Annotated in this window: 20 protein-coding genes and 1 riboswitch; of the genes, 10 read left to right on the top strand and 10 right to left on the bottom strand. The window is 67.5% G+C overall.

Going from position 1 to position 25,550, the window contains the following annotated elements; all coding sequences use genetic code 11:
* Nucleotides 1–235: 235 nt before the first annotated feature.
* From AB4Z55_RS05440 to AB4Z55_RS05425, 4 genes are read left to right on the top strand one after another with little or no spacing between them, the layout of a single operon-like run.
* A complete protein-coding gene (locus AB4Z55_RS05440; RefSeq protein ID WP_248643851.1) occupies nt 236–1,345 on the top strand; it encodes an EamA/RhaT family transporter in 1,110 nt (369 codons plus the stop codon).
* A gap of 59 nt (nt 1,346–1,404) precedes the next feature.
* A complete protein-coding gene (locus tag AB4Z55_RS05435; RefSeq protein ID WP_248643852.1) occupies nt 1,405–2,271 on the top strand; it encodes a hypothetical protein in 867 nt (288 codons plus the stop codon).
* Nucleotides 2,268–2,738, top strand: coding sequence for a nuclear transport factor 2 family protein (locus AB4Z55_RS05430; RefSeq protein ID WP_248643853.1), 471 nt, complete (start codon nt 2,268–2,270; stop codon nt 2,736–2,738). Before AB4Z55_RS05435 ends, AB4Z55_RS05430 begins: the two co-directional genes overlap by 4 nt.
* 9 nt (nt 2,739–2,747) lie before the next feature.
* A complete protein-coding gene (locus tag AB4Z55_RS05425) occupies nt 2,748–3,413 on the top strand; it encodes a phosphoribosyltransferase (RefSeq protein ID WP_369519321.1) in 666 nt (221 codons plus the stop codon).
* A gap of 83 nt (nt 3,414–3,496) precedes the next feature.
* Here AB4Z55_RS05425 and AB4Z55_RS05420 read toward each other — a convergent pair whose 3' ends face one another.
* From AB4Z55_RS05420 to thiO, 6 genes are all read right to left on the bottom strand, one after another.
* The gene (locus AB4Z55_RS05420; protein WP_369519320.1) at nt 3,497–6,106 is read right to left on the bottom strand and encodes a LuxR C-terminal-related transcriptional regulator; all 2,610 of its coding nucleotides are present in this window, start codon (nt 6,104–6,106) and stop codon (nt 3,497–3,499) included.
* A gap of 127 nt (nt 6,107–6,233) precedes the next feature.
* A complete protein-coding gene (locus AB4Z55_RS05415; protein WP_369519319.1) occupies nt 6,234–6,980 on the bottom strand; it encodes an ABC transporter permease in 747 nt (248 codons plus the stop codon).
* The gene (locus tag AB4Z55_RS05410; protein ID WP_239403979.1) at nt 6,977–7,915 is read right to left on the bottom strand and encodes an ABC transporter ATP-binding protein; all 939 of its coding nucleotides are present in this window, start codon (nt 7,913–7,915) and stop codon (nt 6,977–6,979) included. Before AB4Z55_RS05410 ends, AB4Z55_RS05415 begins: the two co-directional genes overlap by 4 nt.
* A 69-nt stretch (nt 7,916–7,984) precedes the next feature.
* Nucleotides 7,985–8,782 carry a thiazole synthase gene (locus AB4Z55_RS05405; RefSeq protein ID WP_239403978.1) on the bottom strand — a complete coding sequence of 266 codons (798 nt, stop codon included), beginning with the start codon at nt 8,780–8,782 and terminating at the stop codon, nt 7,985–7,987.
* Nucleotides 8,775–8,975 (bottom strand): sulfur carrier protein ThiS, encoded by a 201-nt coding sequence (gene thiS / locus AB4Z55_RS05400; RefSeq protein ID WP_239403977.1) that lies wholly within the window; start codon nt 8,973–8,975, stop codon nt 8,775–8,777. Before thiS ends, AB4Z55_RS05405 begins: the two co-directional genes overlap by 8 nt.
* On the bottom strand, nt 8,972–10,036 hold the full coding sequence (thiO, locus tag AB4Z55_RS05395) for a glycine oxidase ThiO (protein ID WP_248643858.1): 1,065 nt from the start codon (nt 10,034–10,036) through the stop codon (nt 8,972–8,974). The genes thiS and thiO overlap by 4 nt, the downstream gene beginning before the upstream one ends.
* A riboswitch (TPP riboswitch) is annotated at nt 10,031–10,141 on the bottom strand. Its footprint overlaps the gene before it by 6 nt.
* A 47-nt stretch (nt 10,142–10,188) precedes the next feature.
* Here thiO and thiE point away from each other — a divergent pair.
* Entirely contained in the window at nt 10,189–10,914 is a 726-nt protein-coding gene (gene thiE, locus AB4Z55_RS05390; protein ID WP_369519318.1) for a thiamine phosphate synthase, read from the top strand.
* A gap of 323 nt (nt 10,915–11,237) precedes the next feature.
* Nucleotides 11,238–11,621 (top strand): hypothetical protein, encoded by a 384-nt coding sequence (locus tag AB4Z55_RS05385; RefSeq protein ID WP_369519317.1) that lies wholly within the window; start codon nt 11,238–11,240, stop codon nt 11,619–11,621.
* Between the two features lie 17 nt (nt 11,622–11,638).
* Here AB4Z55_RS05385 and AB4Z55_RS05380 read toward each other — a convergent pair whose 3' ends face one another.
* A complete protein-coding gene (locus AB4Z55_RS05380; RefSeq protein WP_101820842.1) occupies nt 11,639–12,121 on the bottom strand; it encodes an NUDIX hydrolase in 483 nt (160 codons plus the stop codon).
* Nucleotides 12,122–12,472: 351 nt separating this feature from the next.
* Between AB4Z55_RS05380 and AB4Z55_RS05375 the strand changes: the two genes are divergently transcribed.
* Genes AB4Z55_RS05375 through AB4Z55_RS05365 form a run of 3 tightly spaced genes read left to right on the top strand, consistent with a single transcriptional unit; the run spans nt 12,473 to nt 17,513 of the window.
* Nucleotides 12,473–13,924 (top strand): hypothetical protein, encoded by a 1,452-nt coding sequence (locus AB4Z55_RS05375; RefSeq protein WP_004019761.1) that lies wholly within the window; start codon nt 12,473–12,475, stop codon nt 13,922–13,924.
* Complete coding sequence (locus AB4Z55_RS05370; protein WP_354561779.1) at nt 13,921–14,934, top strand: glutamate ABC transporter substrate-binding protein; 1,014 nt, start codon at nt 13,921–13,923, stop codon at nt 14,932–14,934. Before AB4Z55_RS05375 ends, AB4Z55_RS05370 begins: the two co-directional genes overlap by 4 nt.
* A gap of 5 nt (nt 14,935–14,939) precedes the next feature.
* Complete coding sequence (locus tag AB4Z55_RS05365; protein ID WP_369520983.1) at nt 14,940–17,513, top strand: tetratricopeptide repeat protein; 2,574 nt, start codon at nt 14,940–14,942, stop codon at nt 17,511–17,513.
* On the opposite strand, the gene AB4Z55_RS05360 is transcribed toward AB4Z55_RS05365, so the two are convergent.
* A complete protein-coding gene (locus tag AB4Z55_RS05360) occupies nt 17,510–19,171 on the bottom strand; it encodes a DUF222 domain-containing protein (RefSeq protein WP_369519316.1) in 1,662 nt (553 codons plus the stop codon). The genes AB4Z55_RS05365 and AB4Z55_RS05360 overlap by 4 nt on opposite strands.
* 295 nt (nt 19,172–19,466) lie before the next feature.
* Here AB4Z55_RS05360 and AB4Z55_RS05355 point away from each other — a divergent pair, with 295 nt between their 5' ends.
* Nucleotides 19,467–21,926, top strand: coding sequence for a CHAT domain-containing protein (locus tag AB4Z55_RS05355; protein WP_369519315.1), 2,460 nt, complete (start codon nt 19,467–19,469; stop codon nt 21,924–21,926).
* 191 nt (nt 21,927–22,117) lie between these two features.
* On the opposite strand, the gene AB4Z55_RS05350 is transcribed toward AB4Z55_RS05355, so the two are convergent.
* Together AB4Z55_RS05350 and pta are read right to left on the bottom strand one after the other, a co-directional pair.
* Entirely contained in the window at nt 22,118–23,320 is a 1,203-nt protein-coding gene (locus AB4Z55_RS05350; RefSeq protein WP_369519314.1) for an acetate/propionate family kinase, read from the bottom strand.
* Nucleotides 23,317–25,515 carry a phosphate acetyltransferase gene (pta, locus tag AB4Z55_RS05345; protein WP_239403972.1) on the bottom strand — a complete coding sequence of 733 codons (2,199 nt, stop codon included), beginning with the start codon at nt 25,513–25,515 and terminating at the stop codon, nt 23,317–23,319. The genes AB4Z55_RS05350 and pta overlap by 4 nt, the downstream gene beginning before the upstream one ends.
* Between the last annotated feature and the right edge of the window lie 35 nt (nt 25,516–25,550).

The following is a 25,550-nucleotide window of genomic DNA, read 5'->3' as shown; positions in this document are numbered from 1 at the left end:
GCCGATCGTCGAGGGGATCCCGCCCACAATTCTGTGCGCGAGGGAATATTCGATACCGTCCTGTCGGTTCGTGCTGTTAGTTTCTCCACGATCGGCCGGCACGTCGCACCTGCGGTATCGCGACCAGCACCAGCGCGGAGCCGGTGTCACCTCGGCCGATCGCGTGAGTTCGTAGTCGGGGTGGTCGGCGGTCCGGGCTTCACCAGAGGCTCATCCAGGCCGAGTTGGAGGAGGCATGCAGCTGTTCGTCATCGGCGTGATCGCCGCCTGTCTCGCCGCAGTCGCCTACGGGATGTCGACGGTCCTGCGCGCGCTCGGTGCGCGCCGCGTCGCCGAAGCCGCCGCCGACGAGGGCGAGGGCATCACCAACGAGAACGGCGCACCGACCCTCTCGTCGACCATGTCGACGCTGGTCGATCCCGCATTCATCCTCGGCACGACGCTGGTCGTCCTCGGGTTCGCCGGTGGTGCGCTCGCCGCCCGGTTCCTGCCCCTGTTCCTCTCCCAGACCATCGTGTCGGCGAACCTCGTCATCACCGCACTGCTCGGCACGATCATCCTCAACATCGCGCTGCACACCCGCGAATGGGTCGCCATCTGGCTGGTCGTGATGTCGCTCTGCCTGCTCGGCGTGGCGTCGTCCCACCACACCGGCGGTGGCGAGGAGGTCGGATTCCACTGGGGCCTGTTCGTCGCGACCCTCGCCCTGTGCGCCCTGGCCCTAGTGGGCGTCTACAACCTCGGCCCGGCCGGTGCGATCGTCGGCGGGGCGTCGGCCGGCCTGCTGTTCGGAATCATCGCCATCGCGGTCCGCATCCTCGACGGAGTGCAACCGTTCGACCCCGTCGCCCTGCTGAGCGATCCGGCCGCATGGACCATCGCCGCGGCGGGCGCGGTCGGCTTCTACGTCCAGACGGTCGCACTACAACTCGGCGCGGTGAACGGGGTGACCGCTGTCCTCGTGGTCGGCGAGACGGCCGGTCCGAGTCTCGTGGGGGTCGTGTTCCTCGAGGACACGGCCAAACCCGGACTCGGCTGGCTGGCGATCCTCGGCTTCGTCGGCGCGGTCATCGGCGCCGTGCTGGTCGCGTGGTACGGCTCGGTCGACCCGGACCACCTTGGCGAGGCGCCGCCGATGAAGGGCGGCTGGCGCCGTGGCCGCGAGGAGCCCGAATCCGACGAGGCGTCCGCCGACACACCTGCGGGGACCGACGGGTCGGCGCTGACCGACGGGTTCCGCGCGCCGGACGACGACCCGCCCCCGAGCGACCCGTCACCCGATTCCGGCTTCTGGTCGGTCGACGACGACTCCGTCTACGGCGGCCGGGACTCCCGCCGTAACTGACCGCTGCGCCTGCTCCGCAGATGGTTGACACCCGCCCCGCAGATGGAGAGGGTGGGTTGATGACATCGACCAGCACGGGCTCCGCGGCCCGGCTCGCCTACGAGACCCTCGAGCCCTTCCATATCCTGGCCTACTTCAACCCCGGACTGAAAGGCGCACAGGAAGACACCGGGCTCGATCCGTACGCCTTCTACGTCGGTGCGCGGGGTGCGCCGTTCGGCCCGTGCACGGCCTCGGTCGTCGCCTCCGCCTTCTACAACTTCAACCCCGAACTGATCGCGAAGAGTTGGACGGCCGCCATCGACGCCGGGCTCGAGCGGGTCCACGACCGGCGCAACCAGATGCTCGACGATTCGCTGCGCGACATCCTCGGCGACTCCATCGACGATGCAGAGCTCGATGAACTCGCTTCTGCCTATTACGATCTCGCGGCCGGCCTGCCGCTCGGCGGTCGCCCGCTGGCCGCCGCGTGGTCGACGGCTCCGACGCCCGACACCGCACGACTGCGGCTGTGGCACGCCATCGCGGTACTCCGAGAATGGCGCGGCGACAACCACATCGCCGCCCTCGCGCTCCATGGACTCAACGGATTCGACGCGGCCGTCTTCCACGAGGCACAGCTGCCCGACCCCACCGTCCGACGGCGCACACTCGGCAAACGCATCGTGCTGATGACCCGCGGGTGGTCCGAGCAGGACTGGGAGGACAGCGTCGATCGTCTCGCCGTCGCCGGGTTGGCCGAACGCGTCGACGACGGGCACCGACTCACCGCCTCCGGTGCGGCGACCTACGACGACATCGAGGCCACCACCGATGCTGCGGGAGAGTCCATCTGGGCCGGCACCGACGATCTGCTGGCGCGGACCAGGCCGGTCGTCAAGGCCGTCATCGACGCGGGCATTCTGCCGGGAACGAGGACGAAGTGAGCGCAACCGACGGTCGACTCGAGGACCTCCGGGCGATCGAGAACCTCAAATACCGGTATCTGAGGTCACTCGACACCAAGGACTGGACGACGTTCGCATCGACCCTCACCGACGACGTCACCGGCAATTACGGTGAGGGACTGAGATTCTCCGACCGGGACGAGTTGGTCGGGTACATGCAGACGAACGTCGGGCCCGCGGTGATCACCGAACACCGTGTCGCGCACCCGGAGATCGAGATCGACGGCGACACCGCACACGGTCGCTGGTACCTCCAGGACCGGGTCATCGTCGCCGAGTTCTCGTTCATGCTCATCGGCGCCGCGTTTTACGACGACACCTACCGTCGCACCGCGGACGGTTGGCGCATCAGCAGCACGGGCTACGACCGCACATACGAGGCGACCATCGGTCTCGCGGACCTGCCGAGCTTCGCACTGAAGGTCGGTCCCGCAGTGCGGGTCTGAGGCCGGACGATGGGCCCGCGCACCTTCGCCGACCGTCGCGAGGCGGGCCGCCTGCTGGGTGCGCGGGTCGTCACGGTGGCGAACATCCTCGCGCCACCCGTTGTCCTCGGCCTCGCCCGCGGTGGGGTCCCCGTGGCGCGGGAGGTGGCCGACGCGATCGCAGGGACGGCGGGAGCCTGCGACCTGGATGTCCTGGTGGTCCGCAAGATCGGGGCGCCGGGTCACGAGGAGTTCGCGATGGGCGCGGTCACCGCGCGCCATCTGGTGGTCAACGACGACATGCCCCGTCACCTCGGGGTGTCCCGCGCCGAGTTCGAGGAGGCCGCCGACCGGCAACGCCGTCTTCTGCACGATCGCGAACGACGCTATCGCGGCGACCGCCCGGAAGCCGAACTCCTCGGCCGGACAGTCGTTCTCGTCGACGACGGACTCGCCACCGGATCGACCATGGCCGTGGCGGTCGACTCCGTCCGGGCCGTCGGGGCCGCCCGCGTGGTGGTGGCCGTACCGACCGCACCGTCGGATTCGGTTCACCGCCTACGGGACCGCGGAGTCGACGAGGTGATCGTTCTCGTGACGCCGGAACCGTTTCGCGCCGTCGGCCTGTCCTACGAGGATTTCGCCCAGGTCGACGACGACGAGGTGATCACCGCCCTTCGCCGGCCGGGCGACTGAGCCGCCGGCGCACCCCCTGAAAACAACCCGTCAGGGCGACACCGTCGACATGCCGTCGACTGTCCGTTTCCTACGGGTGGTTGTCAGCGCGGCTGCGGCCGAGCGTCTTTGAGCAGGAGCTCGGCCAGTTCGGCGCGGTCGCCCACATCGAGCTTGGTGTACGCGCGGAACAGATGCCCCTCGACGGTGCGGACCGACACGGTGAGCCGTTCGGCGATGTCCTTGTTGGACAGGCCCGCCGCCGCGAGGTTGGCGATCTCGCGCTCGCGGGAGGTCAGCGGCAACGGCTGCGCGGCCGAGATCAGCGCGGGTGTCCGCAGGCCCCCGCACGCCGACGCCAGCCGGTTCGCCACCGCGGCCGACGCCACGGTCGCCGACCGCTTGTCCGCCGCGTCGTGCAAGACGCTGGCCTGCGCCGACGCATCGGCGGCGGACAGACACACCCCGGCGTCCTCGAACGCCGCCGAACACAGATCGAGTTCGACCGCGTCGCCGTCACGCAGCGCCGCGGCGTGACGCGCGTACAGGTCCGACAGCGGACCGTCGACGCGCTCCGCCAGTTCGGCGAGCCGATCGGCGACGCCCCCGTCACCGAAGCGTGCCGCGGTGTGCAATGCCTCGGCCTCCACCGCGAACTGACCCGCGGCGCGCGCGGACGCCGCCGCGGTATGAGCGAGTTCGACGGCGGGCGTGACGGTTCCGGCCGCGGCCGCCTGCCAGGCCGCCGCGATGGCGAGCATCGGCCCGAACACCGCCACGTGCGTGCCGGACTTCTCCCGCGCCTTGGCCAGCGCGGCGCCGGCACGGTCTGCCTGCCCCAGTGCGCTGAGGGCCTGCACCAGGAAGATGTGGGCGGGGAAGTTCCAGGACTCGGAGAACCGGCCGCTGTCGAGAATCGCGAGTGTCTGCTCCATCCGACGGGTCACCGACGCACACGATCCGCGCGCGAGTTCGACTGCCGCGACCAGGATTCCCGACATCGCCCAGCCCAGGTACTGCGCGGTCTGAGCGGCGGACACGAAGCGTCCCGCCGCGACGTCCGCGTCGCCGAGCCGGCCGGTGAGGGTCAGCGCGAGGGTCTCGCCGAAGCCGGTGGGGAACCGCAGCAACCCATCGACCTCGACCTCCCGTGAGTGCTCGGCCAGCGCCCGGACCTCCGCTCCCCGGCCGGCCACCGCGCGGGCGAGGCTGCCGCCGAACACCGCCCATTCCACCGCCCAGGGCAGCACCTTGGACTCGGCCAGGACGGAGTCGGACAACGAGATCGCCTCGTCGATGCGATTCTCGAAAAGAGCGCATGCCGAGGCGATCCCGGTGACGATCGGCGTGAGTGCGGGGTGGGTGACGCGCTCGGTCAGCAGCTGCAGTATCTCGTCGGCCCGCTCGGCGTCACCGAGCGCCCAGAATGTGTTGCCGATGATCGAGTTGCCCCACAGCACCAGCCGGCCCTCGTCGAGGTCATCCGGCGAGAACCGCGCCAGGATGTCCCGCGCCTCATCCGGGTGTCCCTGCCACATGACCGCCCGCGCGAGCAGCTCGGCCTCTTCGAGTCCCCCGCCCTCGTCGAGTGCCGCGCGAGCAAAGCGTTCGCCGAGTGGTGTCTGCGCGAGATTCAGTGCGTCGCGGGCTGCGGTCCGCACCAGCGACAGATCGATCTCCACGTCGCTCTCGATCGCGAGGTCGGCGAGACGAATGCGTTCGGCCGGAGTGTTCGTGGGACGCGACCGCAGCGCCTCGACGAGTCGGCCGCGCAGCCGTCGCGACGAGACCAGACCCAACCGGCGCCGGATGACCTCACCGAACAGCGGGTGGTGGAACGCGACATCGAGGCGCCGCCCGTCGCGGGTGATGCGCACCAAGCCGGCGATCTCGGCCTCCTCGACTGCCTCTTCACCGGCGAGTTCGGCGAGGACGTCGATGTCGAGCGGCTCGCACAGGCTCAGATACTTCAACGCGCCCAGGACCGAACCGTCCAGTTGCTCGATCCGGCCCTCGAGCAGCGACGCGAGCTCCGAGGTGATGGCGGCACGCCCGCGGAGTTGCCACACACCGTTGACCTGCCGCAGGGTGTCGGCCTGCCGGGCGCCGTCGACGAGATGCCGGAGGAACAGTGCGTTCCCACCGGAGGCCTCCCACATGAGATTCGCGGAGTGCTCCTCGAGCTGGCCGCCGAGCACGGACTCGATGAGCTCGACACTCTGTTCTTTGGTGAACGGCGACAACGTGATCCGTGTGAGATGGTTGTCCTTCCACAGCGAGGTCACCGCATCCGGGACGGTCTCGCCGCTGCGCACGGTCGCCACGATGTGCACCGCACGGTCGATCGCGAGTTGATGCAGGAGCGTCGCCGACAGTTCGTCCAGGAGGTGGGCGTCGTCGACACCGATGACGACATCGCCGTCGGCGAGCAGTGATTCACGCGCTGCCGCAAGGTAGGTGACCGGATCGCTCGACGTCGCCGGGCCGACGAGATGAGCGAAGACGCCCAGCGGGATCGACCGCGCGGACTCGGTACCCGCGACCCATCGCACCCCCGTGGGCAACTCGGCGGTGACATGCCGCGCAAGGGTGGTCTTGCCGACGCCGGAGTCGCCCGTCAGGACCACGCCACAACCGGTCGTCTCACCCCTGAGTGCCGCCTGGATCGTGCGGAACTCCCGATCGCGCTCGACAAGCGGCCAATTCGTGGACATAACCGCGAATTTTAGTCTGCCGGTGCCTACAATGGGCCGCGCCGAAGCACCAATGTGGTCCAACCGGATGCAGTGGCCAGCACTCAGCGAATCCCGGATTCGACATCAGCGGATCGAAGTACGCGAACTACGCATCCCGGGCGTTCGTGACCGTCACCGCCGCCGCCAGGAGCACGAGAGTGAACGCCGCGAAGTACAGCAACGATCCGTAGGCGTTCCAGTGGAAGGTGTCGCTGCCACCCGCGAGGAAGTTCCAGCCGTTGAGGAACGGCAGGAACGACACGATGTGCTCACCCACACGCGGGAGCACCGACACGATGCGCTCGAGGGCCAGCATCCAGACGAGCATGATCGCCACCGCGCCCGCCGAATGCCGCACGAGCGCCCCCACCGCGAGGCCGATCAGCGCGCACAGCATCGCGAAAACCGGCGTGCCCCAGAGGTGTCGGACGGTCTCGGACCCGGTCAGTGAGACCCCGACACCGGACAGCATCTGCGCGACCACGACCGCGACGACGCACAGGATCGCGACCACTGCGAACGAGAGTCCGCCGAACACGACCGCCTTCGCGATGAGGATCCGTGGGCGGCGCGGAATCGCGGCGAAGGTCGGGCGGATGGTGCCGAAACGATACTCGGTGGTGACACCCAGGATCGCCATGATCGCCAGGACCGCGACCCCGAACTGGTCGACGCCGATCAGGAAGTCGCCGGTGAGGGTGTCGGCCTCGCCGGGACTTCCGTACGAGGTTCCGGCGACGGCACCGAGCAGCACCGCAATACCCAGACCCAGCACGACGACGACACCGAGGCACCAGTACGGCGACCGCGTGCTGGCGAGCTTGATCCGTTCGGCGTTGATCGCGGCGATCACCGGCTCACTCCCCCCTGGTTGTCGGTGGCGGTGTAGTCGACAGCGTGGGCCGTCATCGACATGAACACCTCTTCGAGCGACGCCGACTCGGCGGAGAGCTCGTGCAACGTGATGCCCGCGGCGGCGGCGAGATCGCCGACGTGATCGGTCGTGGTGTCCGGTATGCGCATCACCGGACGCCCGCGATCATCCGGGTCACCCGGTGCGGGGTTCAGCCCCGCCGCGGCGAGCGCGGCATGCAACTGCTCCAGCTGCGGGCCGCGCACCCGCACGGACTGCCGAGCCCGTCCGGTGAACTCACCCACCGAGCAGTCGGCGATCAGCCGCCCCCGCCCGATGACGACGAGATGATCTGCGGTGAGCGACATCTCGGTGAGCAGGTGGCTCGACACCAGCACCGTTCGACCCTCGGCGGCGAGCTTGCGCATGAAACCGCGGATCCACACGATCCCCTCCGGATCGAGGCCGTTGACCGGCTCGTCGAACAACAGCGTGTGCGGGTCGCCGATGAGGGCACCCGCCAGACCGAGTCGCTGCGACATGCCGAGCGAGAAGCCGCCCGCGCGTTTCTTGGCCACCGACGTGAGCCCGACCGTCTCGAGCACCTCGTCCACCCGGGCGACCGGGATCTGGTTGCTGGCCGCCAGCCATCGCAGATGGGAACGCGCACTGCGGTTCGGGTGCACCCACCGGGCGTCGAGCAGCGCGCCGACCTGACGCAGCGGATGGTCGAGGTCGCGGTAGCGCTGACCGTTGATCGTGGCCGTACCCGAGGTCGGGCGATCAAGACCGAGCATCATGCGCATCGTGGTCGACTTGCCCGCACCGTTGGGCCCCAGGAAGCCGGTCACCCGTCCCGGCCCGACTTCGAAGGTGAGGTCGTCGACCGCGCGTTGACCGCCGAAGTCCTTCGTCAGATTCGCTACCCGCAACACGCCTCGACCATAGCCGTCCAAGCCGGAGCGGCCCGGTCCGTCATTCGGACGGCCTGTCGCGGGCGACCGTCAGCTCTGCTCCCGGCCGGGCGAGGACGCGTGGGCCCAGAAGCGCTTGGGGATCCGGCCCGCCCGCGCGGCGAGCCGGCCCGCGATCACCGCATGCCGCATCGCCGTCGCCATCTGTTCGGGGTTCTCCGCGCGGGTCACCGCGGTGGCCAGAAGTACTCCGTCGCAACCGAGTTCCATCGCCAGGGCCGCGTCGCTCGCGGTACCGATGCCGGCGTCGAGGATGACCGGCAGCGGGTCGTCGAAGCGGGTGCGGCAGTCGTCGACGATCATCTCGATGTTGTGCGGGTTGAGGATTCCGAGGCCGGTCCCGATGGGCGAGCCGAGTGGCATCACCGCGGCCACGCCGAGATCGGCGAGTCGCGCGGCCAGGACCGGGTCGTCATTCGTGTAGGCCAGGACGACGAATCCGTCCGCGACCAGGGCGGCCGCCGCGTCGACGAGCTCGATGGCGTCGGGCATCAGGGTGCGCTCGTCGGCGACCACCTCGAGCTTGACCCAGTCGGTCTCGAACGCCTCGCGCGCCAACTGCGCGGTCAGCACCGCCTCGGCGGTGGTGTGGCACCCCGCCGTGTTCGGCAGGACCGCGATGTCGAGCCTCCGCAGCAGGTCGAAGACCCCGGTGCCCGAGGCGGCGTCGACGCGGCGGACCGCGACGGTGGTGAGTTCGGTGCCCGATGCGACGAGTGCGCGTTCCAGGGTCGCGAGATTCGACGCGCCCCCAGTGCCGGTGATGAGCCGAGACGAGAACTCGCGGCCGCCGATCCGCAACGGGTCGGGTGTCAACTGGTCAGCCACCCTGCACCGCCGTGACGATCTCGACGACGGCGCCATCGGTCATGGTGTGCCGGTCCCAGCGGCCGCGCGGGACGACCGCGCCGTCCACCGCGACCGCGATCCCGCGATCCGGCAACCCGAGTCCGGCGACCACATCGCGCACCGAGGCGTCGGCCTCGACGTCCACTGTCTCGCCGTTCACCGTGATACTCATTCCTCGACTCCTTCCAGGATCGACAGGACCCGCTCCGCGGTACCGGGAGCGAGGACGATCCCATTGCGTCCGTGCCCGGTCGCCACGACCGTGCGGGCGTCCACGCGGGTGACGAGCGGTAACCCGTCGGCGGTGCACGGCCGCAGACCGGCCGCCGCTTCGGTCAGCTCATACGTCCGCAGCCCGGGCATCACCTCGATCGCGTCGGCCAGCAGGTCGGCGACCCCACCGGCCTGCGGCGTCCGGTCGGCCATCCCCTCCGCCTCGTACTGGGTCGCCCCGACGACGACCCCGTCCTCGCGCGGGACCACGTACACGGCGCGGCCGTGCAGGCGAGCCCGGACGACGTGGTCGGGCGGGGGCACCGACCACCGCGTGCGACGAAGCCGCAGGATCTCCCCCTTGGCCGGGTGCAGGTCGACGTCCGGCCACAGTGCCGCGGTGCCGAGTCCGGCGGCGAGCAGGACCTGCGCGTCGGGGCCCAGGTCGTCGACATCGGACAGGGACTCGAGGCGAGCGGAGACGAGTTCCACGCCGGCACTGGTGGCCGCGGCGCGCAGCGCCTCGAGCAGTCGACGGTTGTCCACCGACCATTCCCCGATCGCGCGGTAGCCACCGACGAGTCGAGAACTCAGTGACGGTTCCAGCGTTCGGATGTCGCGGCCGGTCACCGGCTGCAGCGCGGCATCGGTGCCGGGCTGACCGGACCAGACGAAGTCGGCGAGGTGTCGCAGATACTCGAGGTCGGTGGCCGAGGCCGCGACGAAGAGCGAGTCGGTGGCGGTGACGACGGCCGGATCGTCGAGTCGCTTCACGAGCGCAGGCCAGCGGCGGACCGACTCGACCGACAGGGCGAGCGATGCCTCCTCGCCGGGGATTCCCTCGCCGAGCGAACCGAGCATGCCGCCCGCGACCCACGAGGCGCGCTCCTCGGCGCCGGCGTCGAGTACGCGAACCCGCCACCCGGCGTCGGCCGCGGCGACCGCGCACGTCAACCCGATGACGCCGCCGCCCACGACCGTGAGCGGGCGGTGCGCACGCTTCTGCTGAGGGGAATTCACGCTGGAATCACCTTCCTTCGCCGGAATGACCCGGATCAGGTTCGACGGTCAGCGGATGGGTCCGCACTCTCAGCCCGGCCGATCCGGACTCCCGTGTGTTCGTGCGGTCCACCCTACGCCCGGGCCTCGGGCGTCCGGTTAGCCTGGTCGGCGTGACGACCCCGAACCCCACCACGTCAGCGTCCGCGGACTCCGGCCGCGCGGCGGACCGTCGTCGTCGGCTCTCCGCGGCCCGCCTCTACCTGTGCACCGACGCCCGGCGCGAACGCGGCGACCTCCTCGACTTCGTCGATGCCGCGCTAGCGGGCGGCGTCGACATCGTGCAGCTCCGTGACAAGAACTCACCGGGCGAACGCGAGTTCGGGACCCTCGAGGCGCGGGAGGAACTCGAGATCCTCGCCGGGTTGCGGGCCGTCGCCGATGCGCACGGCGCATTGCTGGCGGTCAACGACCGCGCCGACATCGCGGCGCTCTCCGGCGCCGATGTCCTGCACGTGGGACAGGGCGACCTCGCGCCGTCGGCGGCCCGCCGGATCGTGGGCCCGGAGGTGATCATCGGCGCCTCGACCCACGACCCCGAGCAAGCTGCCGCCGCGATCGCCGACGAGGACGTCGACTACTTCTGCGTCGGCCCGTGCTGGACCACGCCCACCAAACCCGGCCGCGCCGCCGCCGGCCTCGACCTCGTCTCCGCAACTTCGGAAATGCTGTCGGGGACACCACAATCGCCGAAGCCGTGGTTCGCCATCGGCGGCATCGACGCCGGCCGCGTCGGCGAGGTCACCGCACTCGGCGCCGAGCGCATCGTCGTCGTCCGAGCGATCACCGCGGCCGCGGACCCGGCCGCCGCGGCCCGCGACCTCGCCGGGATGCTGTAGCGGCTCACCGCCGGCCGCGGGCAAACACGTTTGCCCGGTCGATACCTCGGGTCTATGGTGGACCGATCATGTTGTGCATCACGAGCGTTCTCGTAACCCGCCGCAGCGGGGTCTGACTCTGACCGACCCCCCGCTGCGGGTCGGTTGCGCTCTCCAGTCGGTCATCCGTTCTTCGACCGAAATCGGTTAATGAGATGCACCCTCTTCATCTGTCCCATCCATCCTGTTCGTGGCATGAGTGCGGCGACCGCCGCGGTGACGATCTGTTCACCGAGCGGTACGGACGTCCGCTTCCCCCTGGAATGCACGAGGAGGCGACCGGGATGACCTGGCAGGAATTCACCGACGAATGCTCCCGCGGCGGCGCGATCCGGCTCGGATCATGGTCGGTCGTGTCGTGTCCGGGCGACCTGGTCGAGTGCCGGGCGACGCTCGCGATCGCCGACCGCATCAGGTCGTGCAGCGCGGTCGCCGCCGGTCCGGTCGGCGCGATGACCTCGATCCTCCACGACGTCGGCGCCCCGGTTCAGATCGTCCGCCTGCATCAGCGGGTGGTCGACGGCGTGGTCACGACGTTCCTGCTGTGCGAGAACGACGGCCGCCAGGCGTGGGCCGCCGGCGAGGGTGCGAGCGGCGACGAGGCGAACGTCCACGCCCTGATCGCCGGCGCGAACCGTCTGCTGGACGCCGATCGTGTCGGGGTCTGACGGGTAGGGAGCGGGACTCAGCTCTGGGGGTCGAGCATCGCGATGCGCTCGCGAAGCGTGGGCCAGGCGAGCCCGAACGCCGGGTGCAGCGGCAGCTGGTCGACGCGCTTCTCGTCGACCCACCGCAGCTCGGTGGATTCGAAGTTGGCGACCGTGCGGACCGGCGAATCGGTCTCGGCGATCACGGTCGTGTAGGTCCATCCGCCGGGTGACTCGTGGGTGACGACGGCCGCGACGACGCGCAGATCGTCGCCGGTGATGCCGGCTTCTTCCTCGGCTTCGCGAATCGCCGTGTCGACGGCGCCTTCGTGCGAGTCGCGCGCGCCGCCGGGCAGCGCCCATGTCCCGCCCTGGTGCGACCAGGCGGCGCGATGCTGGAGGAGCACACCGGTCGATCCCTCCGGCAACGGCGCCCGCAGCAGCAGACCTGCCGCGCCGTGGACACCCCAATATCGTGAACCGTCGGGATCGATCACCCAGCCGTCGCCGTCGCCGCGCACCACGCCTCCTCGCAACCCGATCGCGTCGACCGGGTGCCTCCACCGTAAGTGAGACGCGCGCCACCTGCCAGGGAGTCCGCGCAGCGCTTGCGGATCCCGGGTGGCGAACCCTGAGGCGACCCGGTTGCACGCACTGCGAGCCGAACGGTCGAGGTCGGCGACGCGGGGCCGGTCGAGCCCGGAGGAACCCCGCCCGATGGCATAGGGTGAAACACGCACGACCCGGTGAACGATGACCCAGATGACACAACACCTGGCGTTGATCGCCCGGTCACGCGAATCCGGAACGGGGAACCGGTGACCGTACGACCGCACCGGAGACGATCCAGCGTTCGAGAAGGGATCAGGTAGGTGACCGGCGACGCGTCCTCCGTGCGGACGGCGCTGACGCGTGGCGGTCGCACGATCCGACCGGCGCAATCCTCACCCCCGATCCGACAGGTGCTCGCCGACCGGCGCGAACTCGTCGCCACGGCCCGGGAACGCGCCCAGTCGCCCTTCCAGACCCTCCGGCACTTCGCGGTCACCACCCCCGGCAAACTCATCATCATCTGCGGCATCCTGGCGCTCGGCTGTCTGAGCACCGGGCTGTACGCGTCGACGGTTCTCGAGGACCGCACCCAGACCCTGCAGCGCCTCATCGATCGGACCGAACCGCTCGCCGAGGCCGCACAGGTCCTCTACAGCTCGCTGTCGATCGCCGACGCCTCCGCGAACGCCGCGTTCATCTCGGGCGGTCTCGAGACGCCCGAGTTGCGGCAGCGTTACTCCGACGCGCTGGCGACGGCGTCGTCGTCGTTGATCCTGGCGACCGGTACGTCCAGCGAACCCGGTTCCGGCATGGCGTCGGACCGGGCGGAGCAGGCAGTCAGCGCCGACCTCGAGACCCTATCCACCTCGATCCCGGTGTACAGCGGTCTCATCGAGACGGCGCGAACCAACAACCGACTCGGCAACCCGGTCGGCTCGGCGTACCTCGGCCAGGCGTCGTCGATGATGCAGGACGAGATCCTCCCGGCCGCACAGCGCCTGTACGAGCGGCGTTCGATGGCCATCGCCGATCCCCAACACACGCTCACCCGCCCGCCGTGGACCGTGTACGCGCCACTGTTGTTCCTGCTCGCCGCGCTGGTGCTGACCTCGCGCTACCTCGCACGCCGAACCCGCCGCCGGTTCAACCTCGGGATCGTCGCGGCCATCTTCGCCCTCAGCATCGGGACGCTGTGGCTGCTCGCCTCCGGCCTGATGTCGGTGGCGGCGACCAGCGACGCCCGCACCGAGGGCGCCGACCCGCTCCGCGACCTGACCGCTGCCCGCATCCTCACCCAACAGGCCCGGTCGGCGGAGACGCTGTCGCTGATCCGCCGCGGCGACCAGGGCGGACTCGAACGCAGCTTCTCCGCGGCGACCAGCGAGATCGGCAACATCGTCGACGACGTGCGCGGCGGAACCGAGGACGGCGACAGTGCGGTCACCGCCGAGCAGCTGGACACGGTGACCGCGGCGCTGACGGAGTGGAAGCGCACCGACGCCGCCGTCCGCCGCTACATCCAGACCGGGAACTTCGGTCTCGCCCGCCTGCACACCGTCGGCGACGGACCGGACAGCTCCGCGCGCGCCTACACCGCGGTCGACACCGCGCTGGTCGACGCGATCACCACCGCACGGAACTCGTTCCGCGACGACATCAACACCGCGCAGCGCGTCCTCGGGTTCACCGGCACCGGCATCCTGCTGCTCACCGTCTTCGCCGGTGTCGCGATCGTGGGCGGTCTCATCCCCCGGATCCGGGAGTACCGATGACGACCATGCCCGCACCTCATACCCCGTCACGTCATCGCCTGCTGACCTTCGTGGTCCTGCTCGCGCTCACCGGCCTCGTCGCCACGGGGTGCGTGCGGTTTCCCGCACCCGAATCGCCCCCGCCCACCGCCACCGCCGGACCACCGGTGCTGCCCGGCGTCCAGGTCGACGTGCCGGTCGAACCACTGCCGAGTTCCGAGGCCTGCAATGCGACCCTGACCCTTCGGCCGCCCGCCCAGATGCCGCTCCCGCGCCAGATGCCGCCGAACTCGACGATGGCCGGGATCCTGGAACGCGGCCGGCTCATCGTCGGCCTCGACATCGGCTCCAACCTGTTCAGCTTCCGCGACCCGATCACCGGCGACATCCAGGGCTTCGACGTCGACATCGCGCACGAGATCGCCGGCGCCATCTTCGGCGACGACCGTCGCGTCGAGTTCCAGGTCCTGAGCTCCGCCCAGCGGATCGACGCCCTGCGGGACATGACGGTCGACGTGGTGATCAAGACGATGAGCATCACGTGCGACCGGTTGCGCGACATCAGCTTCTCGGCTCCCTATTACGTTGCCTCGCAGCGCATTCTGTCATTCCGGAATTCGAATGTCACCGGCCCGGCGCAGCTGGCGGACAAGCGTGTCTGCGCGGCGCGCGGGACGACCTCGATCGGCCGCATCCAGGCCATCCAGCCCCGCGCCACCATCGTCAGCACGACGACCTGGGCCGACTGCCTGGTGCTGATGCAACAGGGGCAGATCGACGCGGCGACCACCGACGACGCCATCCTCGCGGGTCTGGCCGCACAGGACCCGTGGTTGCGGGTCGTCGGCCCCAGCCTCGGGGAGGAGTTCTACGGCGTCGGAATCCCGAAGGGCCAGGACGACATGATCCGGTTCGTCAACGGGGTCCTGGAGCGCATCCGCGTGACCGGTCGCTGGCAGGAGATCCGCGACCGGTGGTTGTCCATCCTCGACAGCGGGTACGGCGCGCCCCAGCCGTACTACCGGGACTGATGCCCATGGACGGCGCAGCGCGCAACGATCACGACACCGACGATGTCCGCCACGATCCGGCGGGCGACGATCGGGGCGAGGACGATCGGGGCGAGGACCTCGGCACCCAGCGCGTCTCGCTCGACGCGCTTCTCGGCGAGGACGAGATCGGGCAGGACGAGGTCGGCGAGGTCGGCGAGGTCGGCACCCAGAAGGCCGACCTCGCGGCGCTGACCGCCGGCTCCGACGACACCACCGACCCGCGGCCCGGTCGGCGCACCGACCCCGATGTCGGAACACAGGCTGTCGCACCGGTGTTCACCGTCGGGGTGGACCCCGACGATCGGACCGACCGCGTCGTGCGGTCCCGTCCGGCCGTACCCCATCCGGAGCCCGACTCGGGTCCGCTCGGCCGGCGACTCGTGCCGCGCCGCCGTCCTCCGGTGCACGAACGCAGGCTCGGCAGCGGCCTGGTCGAGATGCCGAAGATCACCGACATCGAACCCGAGGACGCCGTCATCGACGACCCGGTGATCGCCGACAACAAGCGGTTCTGCTGGCGCTGCGGCAAACCGGTCGGCCGCGTCGAGGGCGAGGGCGCCGGACCGCCGACCGGTGATTGCGGGAACTGCGGCGCGCGATATTCGTTCGTTCCCGGTCTCGCTCCCGGCACGCTGGTCGCCGACCAGTACGAGATCGCCGGTGCGATCGCCCACGGCGGCCTGGGCTGGATCTACCTGGCCATCGACCGCAATGTGAGCGATCGGCCCGTCGTCCTCAAAGGCCTGCTGAACTCCTCGGATTCCGAGGCGCAGCGCGTCGCGGTCGCCGAGCGGCAGTTCCTGGCCTCGGTGAACCATCCCGGGATCGTCAAGATCTACAACTTCGTCGAGCACGTCGACGACGATGACCGTTTCGGCTACATCGTGATGGAGTACATCGGCGGTCAGACGCTCAAGCAGATCACCGCAGGCGACCCGGACAACTCGTTGCTCTCGGTCGAGCAGGGTCTGGCCTACATCCTGGAAGTGCTTCTCGCCGTGGGCTACCTGCACTCGGTCGGCCTGGTCTACAACGACGTCAAGCCCGAGAACATCATGGTCGGCAGTGACGAGGTGAAGCTGATCGATCTCGGTGCCGTCTCCCCGATCAACGGTTACGGTCACCTCTACGGCACGCCCGGGTTCCAGGCGCCGGAGATCGTCAAGACCGGACCGCAGATCGCGACCGACATCTACAGCATCGGACGTACCCTCGCGGTACTCACCGTGCCGATGGAGATGCGTCACGGGCGCTACGTCGACGGCCTGCCCACCGCGTCGAAAACGTCGCTGTTCCGCAACAATCCGTCGTATTACCGCCTCTTGCAGCGCGCCACGGCGCCCGATCCGGCCGACCGCTTCGTCTCCGCGGAGGAGATGAGCACCCAGGTGCTGAACGTGTTGCGCGAGACGGTCGCCGTGCACACCGGCGTTCCGCGTCCCGCGTTGTCCACGGTGTTCACCCCGCAACGTTCGACGTTCGGCACCGACCTCATGCTCGCGCCCGTCGACGGTTTCTTCGACCCCGATCAGGCGGCGTTCTACGACCCGGTGGACATCGCCAACGCGCTGCCCGTCCCACTGGTCAACCCGCTCGACCCGGCCGCGAGCCTGCTCACCTCGGCGGCGCTGTCGGATCCGCGACAGACCCTCGACTCCATCAACACCGCCCGCGCAGAGGGTTTCGCGTCGCTCTTCGGCGGCCGACCGGTCAAGAACGCCCACCCCTCTCGGGAGATCGATCTCGCCGAGGCCCGCGCTCACCTGCAACTCGATGACGTCGACACCGCGCTCGCCCTTCTGCAGGAAGTCCGGGCCCACCACGGTGATTCGTGGCGGGTCGAGTGGTACATGGGCATCTGCGCGCTGATGAACGACGAGCCCGAACTCGCCTACGAGCGCTTCGACGAGGTCCTCGGCGCGATGCCCGGCGAGGTCGCACCGAAGCTCGCCGTCGCCGGCACGGCCGAACTCATCGGCCGCTGGCTGGCCGACGAGAAGGGGCCCGCGAAGTCCGCGGACAAGATCGCCAAGCTGTATGACGTTGCGCAGCACCACTATCACGACCTGTGGCTCACGGACCACAGCATCGTGACCGCCGCCTTCGGACTGGCCCGGCTCGCGGTGGCCGCCGGTGACATCGACGCCGCCATCCAGCCGCTCGACGAGGTGCCGGCCACCAGTCGCCACTTCAACACCGCACGCGCGACGGCGATCATCGCGCTCGTCCACGGCCGGCCCACCACGCAGGTGACCCGCGAGCAGATCGTCGAGGCGGCCCGACGTCTCGAGCAGATCCCGGATACCGAACCACGTAAGGCCCGGATGTTGCTGATCGTGTTGGGTACCGCGCTGGGCTGGATCCACGACAACCCCGAGGATGCCGCACAGGACAAGGAACCCTCCACGTTGCTCGGATTCCCGTTCACCGAGTACGGGATTCGCACCGGCACCGAGCGCTCGCTACGTCAGCTGGCCCGTCTGACCCGCACCAACCGAGCACACCGGTTCATGCTGGTCGACCTCGCCAACTATGTCCGACCGAACACGTTGTTCTAGGGCGTTTCGAAAGGCGTCCCGGTTGCGTTGCACACGAGCGGTTCTTGCCTGAGGAGATCCTCGAGGTGCGCCTCGACCGACGTTGGACGTCGGCGACGCACGCGCCGTGGTGGTCGGACGTCGATGACGTGGCTGGTTTTCAACCATGATTGGCGTGCGTCTTGGCGGTGTGGCGTCTCCGGGCGTGCTTGATCGCCGGGCCGGGTGGTCGGTCCGTGGATCTCGGCGCGTATGTCGCGTAGAAGTTCTGCGAACCGCCGGGGTATGTCGGGTCGGCGGTTGATGCGGTCGGGATTGGGTGGTGCGCCGGGTTCGGCGTTGAGTCGCCAGACGCAGCGGCCTTCGTCGGGTCCGGACCGTTCGATGTGGGTGGTGTACTGGCCGGGCTGGTCGCCGACCATCCGGTTGTGCCGCGGGCAGGCCGGGGCGAGGTCGTCGATGTCGGTGAGACCACCCTTGGCCCAATCCTTGTGGGCGTGATGGAGTTCGACCTGGGTGGCGGGTTGATCGCATCCGGGTGCCGAGCACACTTCACCGTCGGGGCGGGCGAAGGAAACGAGGCGTTGTTCGCGGGTGGCCAGACGCTTGCCCCTACCGAAGTACAGCGGCACCGCGGTGGCGTCTTTGAAGATCGCCAACCACGGTTGCACGTCGCCGGCCATCGCGAGCAGGTCGGGGATGGGCAGCAGGGTGCCGGTGGCGGTGGTCGCGAGCCCGGCTTCGCGGATCAGGTCGCCCAGATCGGCTTTGATGATCAGATGGGCGGGCAGGCCGCGGTGCGACGTTCCGAGAATCCCGTCTGAAAAGCCAGCGGTGAGTGCGGCGTCGAGCGCGTCGTGATTCGTCTGGGCGAGGGTGCGGCCGTCACGATCGGCTGCGAGCGCGAGGGCGTCGGGGTCGGCGGTGCCGGCGGGTCCGCTGGGTGAGGCGGGGTCGTCGGGGTTGTTGAGTCCGGGCTTGCCCCATACCGCGAACATCATCGTCAACCGGGCGGCGAGTGTGGGAGTCAGCGTGCCCGAGATCTTCGCGGTGCCATCGGCGCGTTGCCGACCGATCCACAGGCCTCGTCGTCGTTGCTGATCGGTGTCGTCCGTGAGGGTGCCGTCCGGATCGAGGTGGGCGATTAGGCGTGCGCCGAGTTGGGTGATGTCGGCCGGTGTGTGGTCGATGGCGATCTCGGCCATCTGCCGCTCGGCGGCGACTCTGATGTCGTGGTCGATAGTGCCTGGGATGCGGTCGAGGACGTCGAGTGCGGCGTGTACGTGTGCGGTGCCGACCGTTCCTTGGGCGAAAGCCTCGGCGAGGCACGGGTGTTCGGGCGGTAGGACCTCGCCGCTGAGGCTGGTGCGGGTGGCGGTGGCGTCCATCTGCTTACGACGCCGCACCGGGTTGGAGACCCGCAGCCGGTGGGTCATGAACTGCATGAGCGTGCGGCAGCCCGTCTTGCGGGGGAGGTCGCGGGCCTCGGCCTGATCGATTTGCCGGTCACCGGCAAAGGTCAGTCGCGCGATGGCGCGTTCGGTGTCGGCTGCGACCTCGGTGAGTTCGGCATCGGTGCACGGAGACAAGTCGACGGTCTGCAGTTCGTCGAGGATCGCGTGCAGGTCGGCCACCAGCTCGACGACACGTGGTTGCGGCGAAGCGGAGTCGTCAGGCATGGTCACCCCCCGGAGACGATTTCACGAATGCATGTTCGAGTGTAGCGTCTATCAAACTGTCGTGCAACGGTTTTCGCAATTCGCTACCGAGCGAGTCTTGTCGGTGGTGTGTGGTAGGGCGCCGATAATCGGACTATCCTGCGGCTTGGTCTCCTTCCGGCCGGCTACCGAACGCAACCGTCCTGCTTGAGCATCCGCGGCGTCGGCCCTAGTTTAGAGCCGGGTGTGTCGACCTCGAGTACCCCAACGTGTGCTCTTACACCTGAAGCTCGCTCGACATGTATAACCTGTGAGCATGACCGCAACGTCCGACCTGATCGCGCGGATTGAGAGCGCCTTCGCGACGGGACGAATCTCAGGCGACATACTCTATGCCGAGGGCGCAACTGCCCACGAGCTAGGCAAGGAAAGGTATGACGAAGCGGTTCGTCTAACTCGCCGCGAATGCCCACTCTCGGATGCGATCCAGGCGGCTGAACTCTACGGTTACGCGGCTGGGATTTCCAAAGCAAACAATCTGGGCTACGAAGACGACTGTGAAGCACGTCTAGCGATGTTGTTAAACTGGGTAGTTCTCCCAAATAGAGATGAAGCGCGCATTCGGGCCTCTCGGTTGATGTACGATCTTGGCGAAAGATTCCTCGCTCGAGGTGAGAAAAACCTCGGGGCGATGCAACTTACCAACGGCGCGTTAGCAATCGCGGAAATGAACAATGCCACTCTTTCTCAGCAAGAATCTGCGGCTGATACGCTACGCCGGGCGCTGAGAATGCGGGCACGTAACTCAACCGACTATGCCTATGGTCTTACGAACTTGGCAGTGATCGAGACCCAACTCGTACATCGCTTACCGAAATCGGAACAGTCGGTCGCCTACCGAAATGTCCTTCGCAAACTCAACAAGGCGAACAAACTATTCGTCAAGAATAGAGAGAAGGTACCGCGGTCGCTGTACCACGACGCCGTGCTGGAGGCTCTAACCAGATGGCTGTCGCACGAACTTGACTTGGCGACCGAGTCGGCCTACACAAGATCTATCCCTGAAGCCGAGGACATAGACCTGAGAGGCCTATCGAAATCGGAATACGTATCCGCGATGGTATCAAATTCCGTCGCGCTCGGTCTGGACTCACTTCCCGAATGGGTACCAGAATGGGAGACCGTAGTACAGGATGCTATCGCCAGAATACCTATGTTTTGGGGTTGCGTTGAGCGGGCAAGAAAATATTTGGACGCGACTACGGCATCAAGAACTAAGGCGGACCTCAAGCTATATGTCCTCCAGCAGATGGCGCACCAAAAGGTAGGTTTTCCGTACGAATCGATGGACGCCTTGTGGTCTTCTAACCAGATGGAGATGTATCTCACCTGGGCTGTAAAATGTATGAGCTGGCAAGATCGCCTCACACCGTCCGGCGACAGCCAATACAGAGCCTTGTTGAAACGCTCTGGGCAGAGTGTTCGAACGCTTCGAGCTACGTGGTCTGCTCGCGACGTAGAGAGATTGTTGGGTAGAAATCCGCTTGAATTTCGCTTCATTGCTTGTGAGTTGGCGCGGCTCGAAGAGTGGAAAGACTCGTTCGAACTGCTTGAGGCGACACGCGGGCTGGTATCTTCTAAGACTCTGAACGACGCTCCCGATGCGTATATGCGTGTTGCTGATTCTTTATCGTGGGTGCATCTCACGCACAGTCCAATGGGGACGTACGCGGTATGCCTACGCGATGGGTCCTATTTTGGGCGCGCTTTTCCTTCGCTAAGCGGCTCTGAACTGGCGGCATTGTTTTCAAATATTGCGGGCTCTGGGCTGCTGGTTGAGCAGAATGTCCAAGGATCAACGGCCGCAGCAAATGCTGCAGAAAAGATAGCGCTCGCATTAGCTCCCGTTGGGGATTGGATTTGCGAGGTCTCTGGAGCAGACGTCGTAGTAATGCCCGGTGGATTCTATCAAACGTTTCCGGTTTGGTCGACAGGGATGTTGGGGAATGATGTAGCGAAGGGCAAGAGGAGGGTTAGCAGTTCGCCGTCGAGAAACATTGCCTACAAGAACTCTGAGGCCCGCGCTGGCCGGGCTAAACCCTCTTCTGTAATCGCGATTGAGGAGGCCAGTTCCGTACCTGGATTCGCCGAGCTTCCCTGGTCTCAACACGAACCCACTGCACTGGCCTCGATATGCGGCGATTTCATAAGAGTCACGGCCAATTCGGCGACATTCGATTCCCTAGCTAGTTCGTTATCGAACTGTTTGGCAACGCATTTCACGGGCCACTCATACGCAGATCCTGATCCGTATTTCTCGTCGATTGGAACCTACGGGGAGCGTGTCACAGTCAGGCATCTACTTGAGTTGGACATTTGTAGCAGTCTCGTGGTTCTGGGGTCGTGCCAGTCGGGACTAGCACTCAACTTCAAGCAGCAAGACGAGTATCTCAGCATTCAGTCCGCGATCTTCTACGCAGGAGCTCGATACTGTATTGGGACCTCGTGGCCTGTAAGAGATTACGTTGCCTTTGCATTCAGTATTCAGTTCTATTCGGCGATGAAGGCTCTTCAAGAGCCTGTCGGTGATGCAGACTTCAGTCCCACACGGGAGTCTTTTGCGCAGGTGGTCAAGTGGATGCGCAACGCAACACTCGCAGAGGTGAATATAATACTCGCTGAGTACGAGGTCCCACAATTGAAAGGCAATTCCGAGACTCTGGCCTTTAGGTACTATGACTGGGCAGCATTCGGCGTCGTCGGCACGCAGTTGTAGCCGCCAACGATCTATTGTCATTAGCGATGGCCGCTAGGATACGGTCATCAAGTTCGGGCGATATGGGTTCCTTTAAGGGCTCACCCCACGTAAGCCACAACGATCAGTGCTCCCATAAAGTGGGCCCTAATCGCAGGGATGCAAACCACCATAGTCGAATATGCGGTCCGGACGATGCCGACCCGGGGAGATCACCCCCCAACCACCGCCGCCGATTGCCGCGCGATGGCGAGCTCTTCGTTTGTCGGCACGACGAGCACCTCCACAGCACTGTCATCCGCCGAGATCCGACGAGCAGCCCTGCCGCGCACGGCGTTCCGCTCCTCGTCGACGACGATCCCGAACCCTTCCAAGCCCGCCAGCGCACGAGAGCGAACGACTGCCGAGTTCTCCCCCACCCCCGCCGTGAAGGTGATGGCATCGACGCGGCCGAGGGCGAAGGCGTAGGCGCCGACATAGCGGCGCAGGCGGTGGATGTAGACGTCGAAGGCGCGTCGGGCGGCGTCGTCGCCGGAATCCATCAGCTCCGTGATGGCGCGGAAGTCGTTCTCCCCGCACAGGCCTCGAAGTCCCGACCGTTTGTTGAGCAGCGTGTCGATCTCGCCGACGGACAGGTTCGCCACCCGGTTCAGGTGCAGCACGAGCCCGGGATCGAGATCGCCGCTGCGGGTTCCCATCACCAGCCCCTCGAGCGGCGTCATACCCATGGAGGTGTCGATGGGCTGCCCGCCCGCGATGGCCGACGCCGACGCGCCGTTGCCGAGATGCAGCACGATCTGGTTCAGCGACGCCGGGTCGCGGTCCAGGAACTCGGCCACCCGCCCGGACACGTACTCATGGCTGGTGCCGTGAAACCCGTAGCGGCGGATCGCATGCTCGTCGGCGACCGCACGGTCGATCGCGTACGTCGCGGACGCATCCGGGAGTCCATGGAAGAAGGCGGTGTCGAAGACCGCGACCGACGGGACGTCCGGCAGCAACTCCTGCGCGGCCAGGATTCCGACCAGATTCGCGGGATTGTGCAACGGTGCCAGCGGAGAGATGCGCTCGATCTCCGAGATCACCTCGGGGGTGACGACAGTCGGCTCGTAGAACGACCTGCCGCCGTGGACAACCCGATGCCCGACCGCGCTCAGTCCCGCGTCCGCCAGATCGGTTCCGTTGTCGGCGAAGAACCGCTCCGCACGCCGGACCGCGGCGAGATGGTCGTCGAGTTCCAGCGTCTCGGTGACCGTCTCGCCGTTCTGTTCATGCGTCATCGACGAGCCGGTGTCGCCGATCCGCTCCGCGATGCCCTCCGCGAGCACCGTGCCGTCAGCCGGTTGCACCAGTTGATATTTCAACGACGACGAGCCGGCGTTGAACACCAGCACCGCACCGGACGCCGCGCTCATCGACGATCCTCCTCGTCGGCGGCGCCGGCGTTCTCGGCGATCGGGTCCACACCCTCCTGCTGGGCTTGGATCGCGGTGATCGCCACGGTGTTCACGATGTCGGAGACGAGAGCTCCGCGACTCAGATCGTTGATCGGCTTGTTCAGACCCTGCAGCACCGGTCCGATGGCGATCGCCCCCGCGCTGCGCTGGACCGCCTTGTACGTGTTGTTGCCGGTGTTCAGGTCGGGGAAGATCAGCACGGTCGCGCGACCGGCGACCGGCGAGTCGGGCATCTTGGTCTTCGCCACCGAGGGTTCCACCGCGGCGTCGTACTGGATCGGCCCCTCGACCAGCAGCTCGGGTTCCCGCTCCCGCACGAGTTCGGTTGCGGTCTTCACCTTCTCGACGTCGGCGCCCGATCCGGACGTTCCCGTGGAGTAGGACAGCATCGCGACCCGGGGGTCGATACCGAAGGCCGCCGAGGTCTGCGCAGACGAGATGGCGATGTCGGCGAGCTGCTCGTCGGACGGGTCGGGGACGATGGCGCAGTCCCCGTACGCGAGGACCTTGTCGGCCAGACACATGAAGAACACACTCGAGACGGTGGACACCCCGGGTTTGGTCTTGATGATCTCGAAGGCCGGTCGAATGGTGTGCGCGGTGGTGTGCGACGCCCCCGACACCATCCCGTCGGCGCGCCCGGTGTGCACCATCATCGTGCCGAAGTAGGACACGTCCCGCATCTTCTCCTGCGCCCGTTCGAAATCCATGCCCTTGTGCTTGCGCAGATCGGTGTAGATCCGGGCGAACTCGTCGAGGTACTCCGACTCGGCCGGGTCGATGACCGTCACGTCGGTCAGGTCGAGTCCGAGTTCGATGGAGCGCTCGCGCACCGCGTCGGGATCACCGAGCAGGGTGAGGTCGGCGACCCCGCGCCGGGCAAGCCGGTTGGCCGCGCGCAGGATCCGATCGTCATCCCCCTCCGGCAGCACGATGTGCTTCCGGTCGGCACGCGCGCGCGAGATCAGGCGGTACTCGAACATCTGCGGCGTCACCACGGTCGGCGTCGACACGTTGAGGTTGAGCATGACCTTCTCGGGGTCGACGTGGGTCTCCATGAGCGACAGCGCAGCCTCGATCTTGCGCGCCGAGCCCACCCCGAGCCGGCCGCGCGTGTGGGCGGCGGTGCGCGCGGTGTCGTAGGTGCCCTGTGGACAGCTGATGATCGGGAGGGTCGGCTTCAAGCCGCTCACCAGCGCCTCGATCATCGGATGCGGCTTGAGGCCGCCGTTGAGGATGATGCCCGCCAGGCGCGGAAACCCCTGTGCGGTGTTGGCGTTCACCAGGGCGAGAAGGACATCCGACCGATCGGCGGGCGTGATGACCACCGTGCCGTCGGTGAGTCGCTCGAGGATGTGCTCGACGGTCATGCCCCCGACCATCACCCGCAGCGCCTCACGATCGAGCAACTCCTCGTCGCCGCTGTACATGGTCGCGCCGAGCGCTTCTTTCAGCTCGCCCATCGTGGGAGCGAACAGCACCGGCTCCTCGGGCAGACACAGTGCGGGAACACCGGTGCTGCGCAACTGGTCCCGGATCTCGTCCAGACGGTCGGGATCGCACCGGTTCGCAACCAGCGCGATCGGGGTCGCATGTGCGGCCGTCACCTCGGCGATCAGACCCTCGGCCAGACCATGCAGTTCTGCCGGCGACCGGTCGATCGCCCTGATCGCCAACACCATCGGAGCAGCGAGGTTGGCGGCGATCCGGGCGTTGTAGCTCAGCTCCGACGGGGTTCCGACGTCGGTGTAGTCCGAGCCCACGATGACGACGCGGTCGCACCGGGACTGGATGGCGTGAAAGCGGGCGACGATTTCCGCGATCGCGCCCTCGGGATCGTCGTGGACCTGTTCGTAGGTGACGCCGAGACAGTCCTCATACGGGATGTCGGCCGAGTCGTAGTCCAGGAGAAGGTCGAGGATCGGATCACGGTCATCGGTAGCCGTCCGCGAGATCGGTCGGAACACGCCGACGCGTCCGCCGGTGGCCGACAGCAACGCCAGCAGTCCCAGCGCGACGATGGACTTGCCGGTCTCGCCCTCGGCCGAGGCGATGTAGATACTCGTCGTGGTGTCGGTGACGACCTGTTCCGCACTCGCGGGTCCGTCGGCGTTCGCGGTCTGGACTGCATCCGTGGCCATGCGCCCCAGCATAGTGGCGGTCGCGCCGGGCGCCGGGCCGCCGGATG

Source organism: Gordonia sp. ABKF26, assembly GCF_041103195.1.
GTDB classification, from domain to species: Bacteria; Actinomycetota; Actinomycetes; order Mycobacteriales; family Mycobacteriaceae; genus Gordonia; species Gordonia terrae.
The sequence above is the reverse complement of the archived record's forward strand: the minus strand, read 5'-3'. Positions and strand labels throughout refer to the sequence as shown.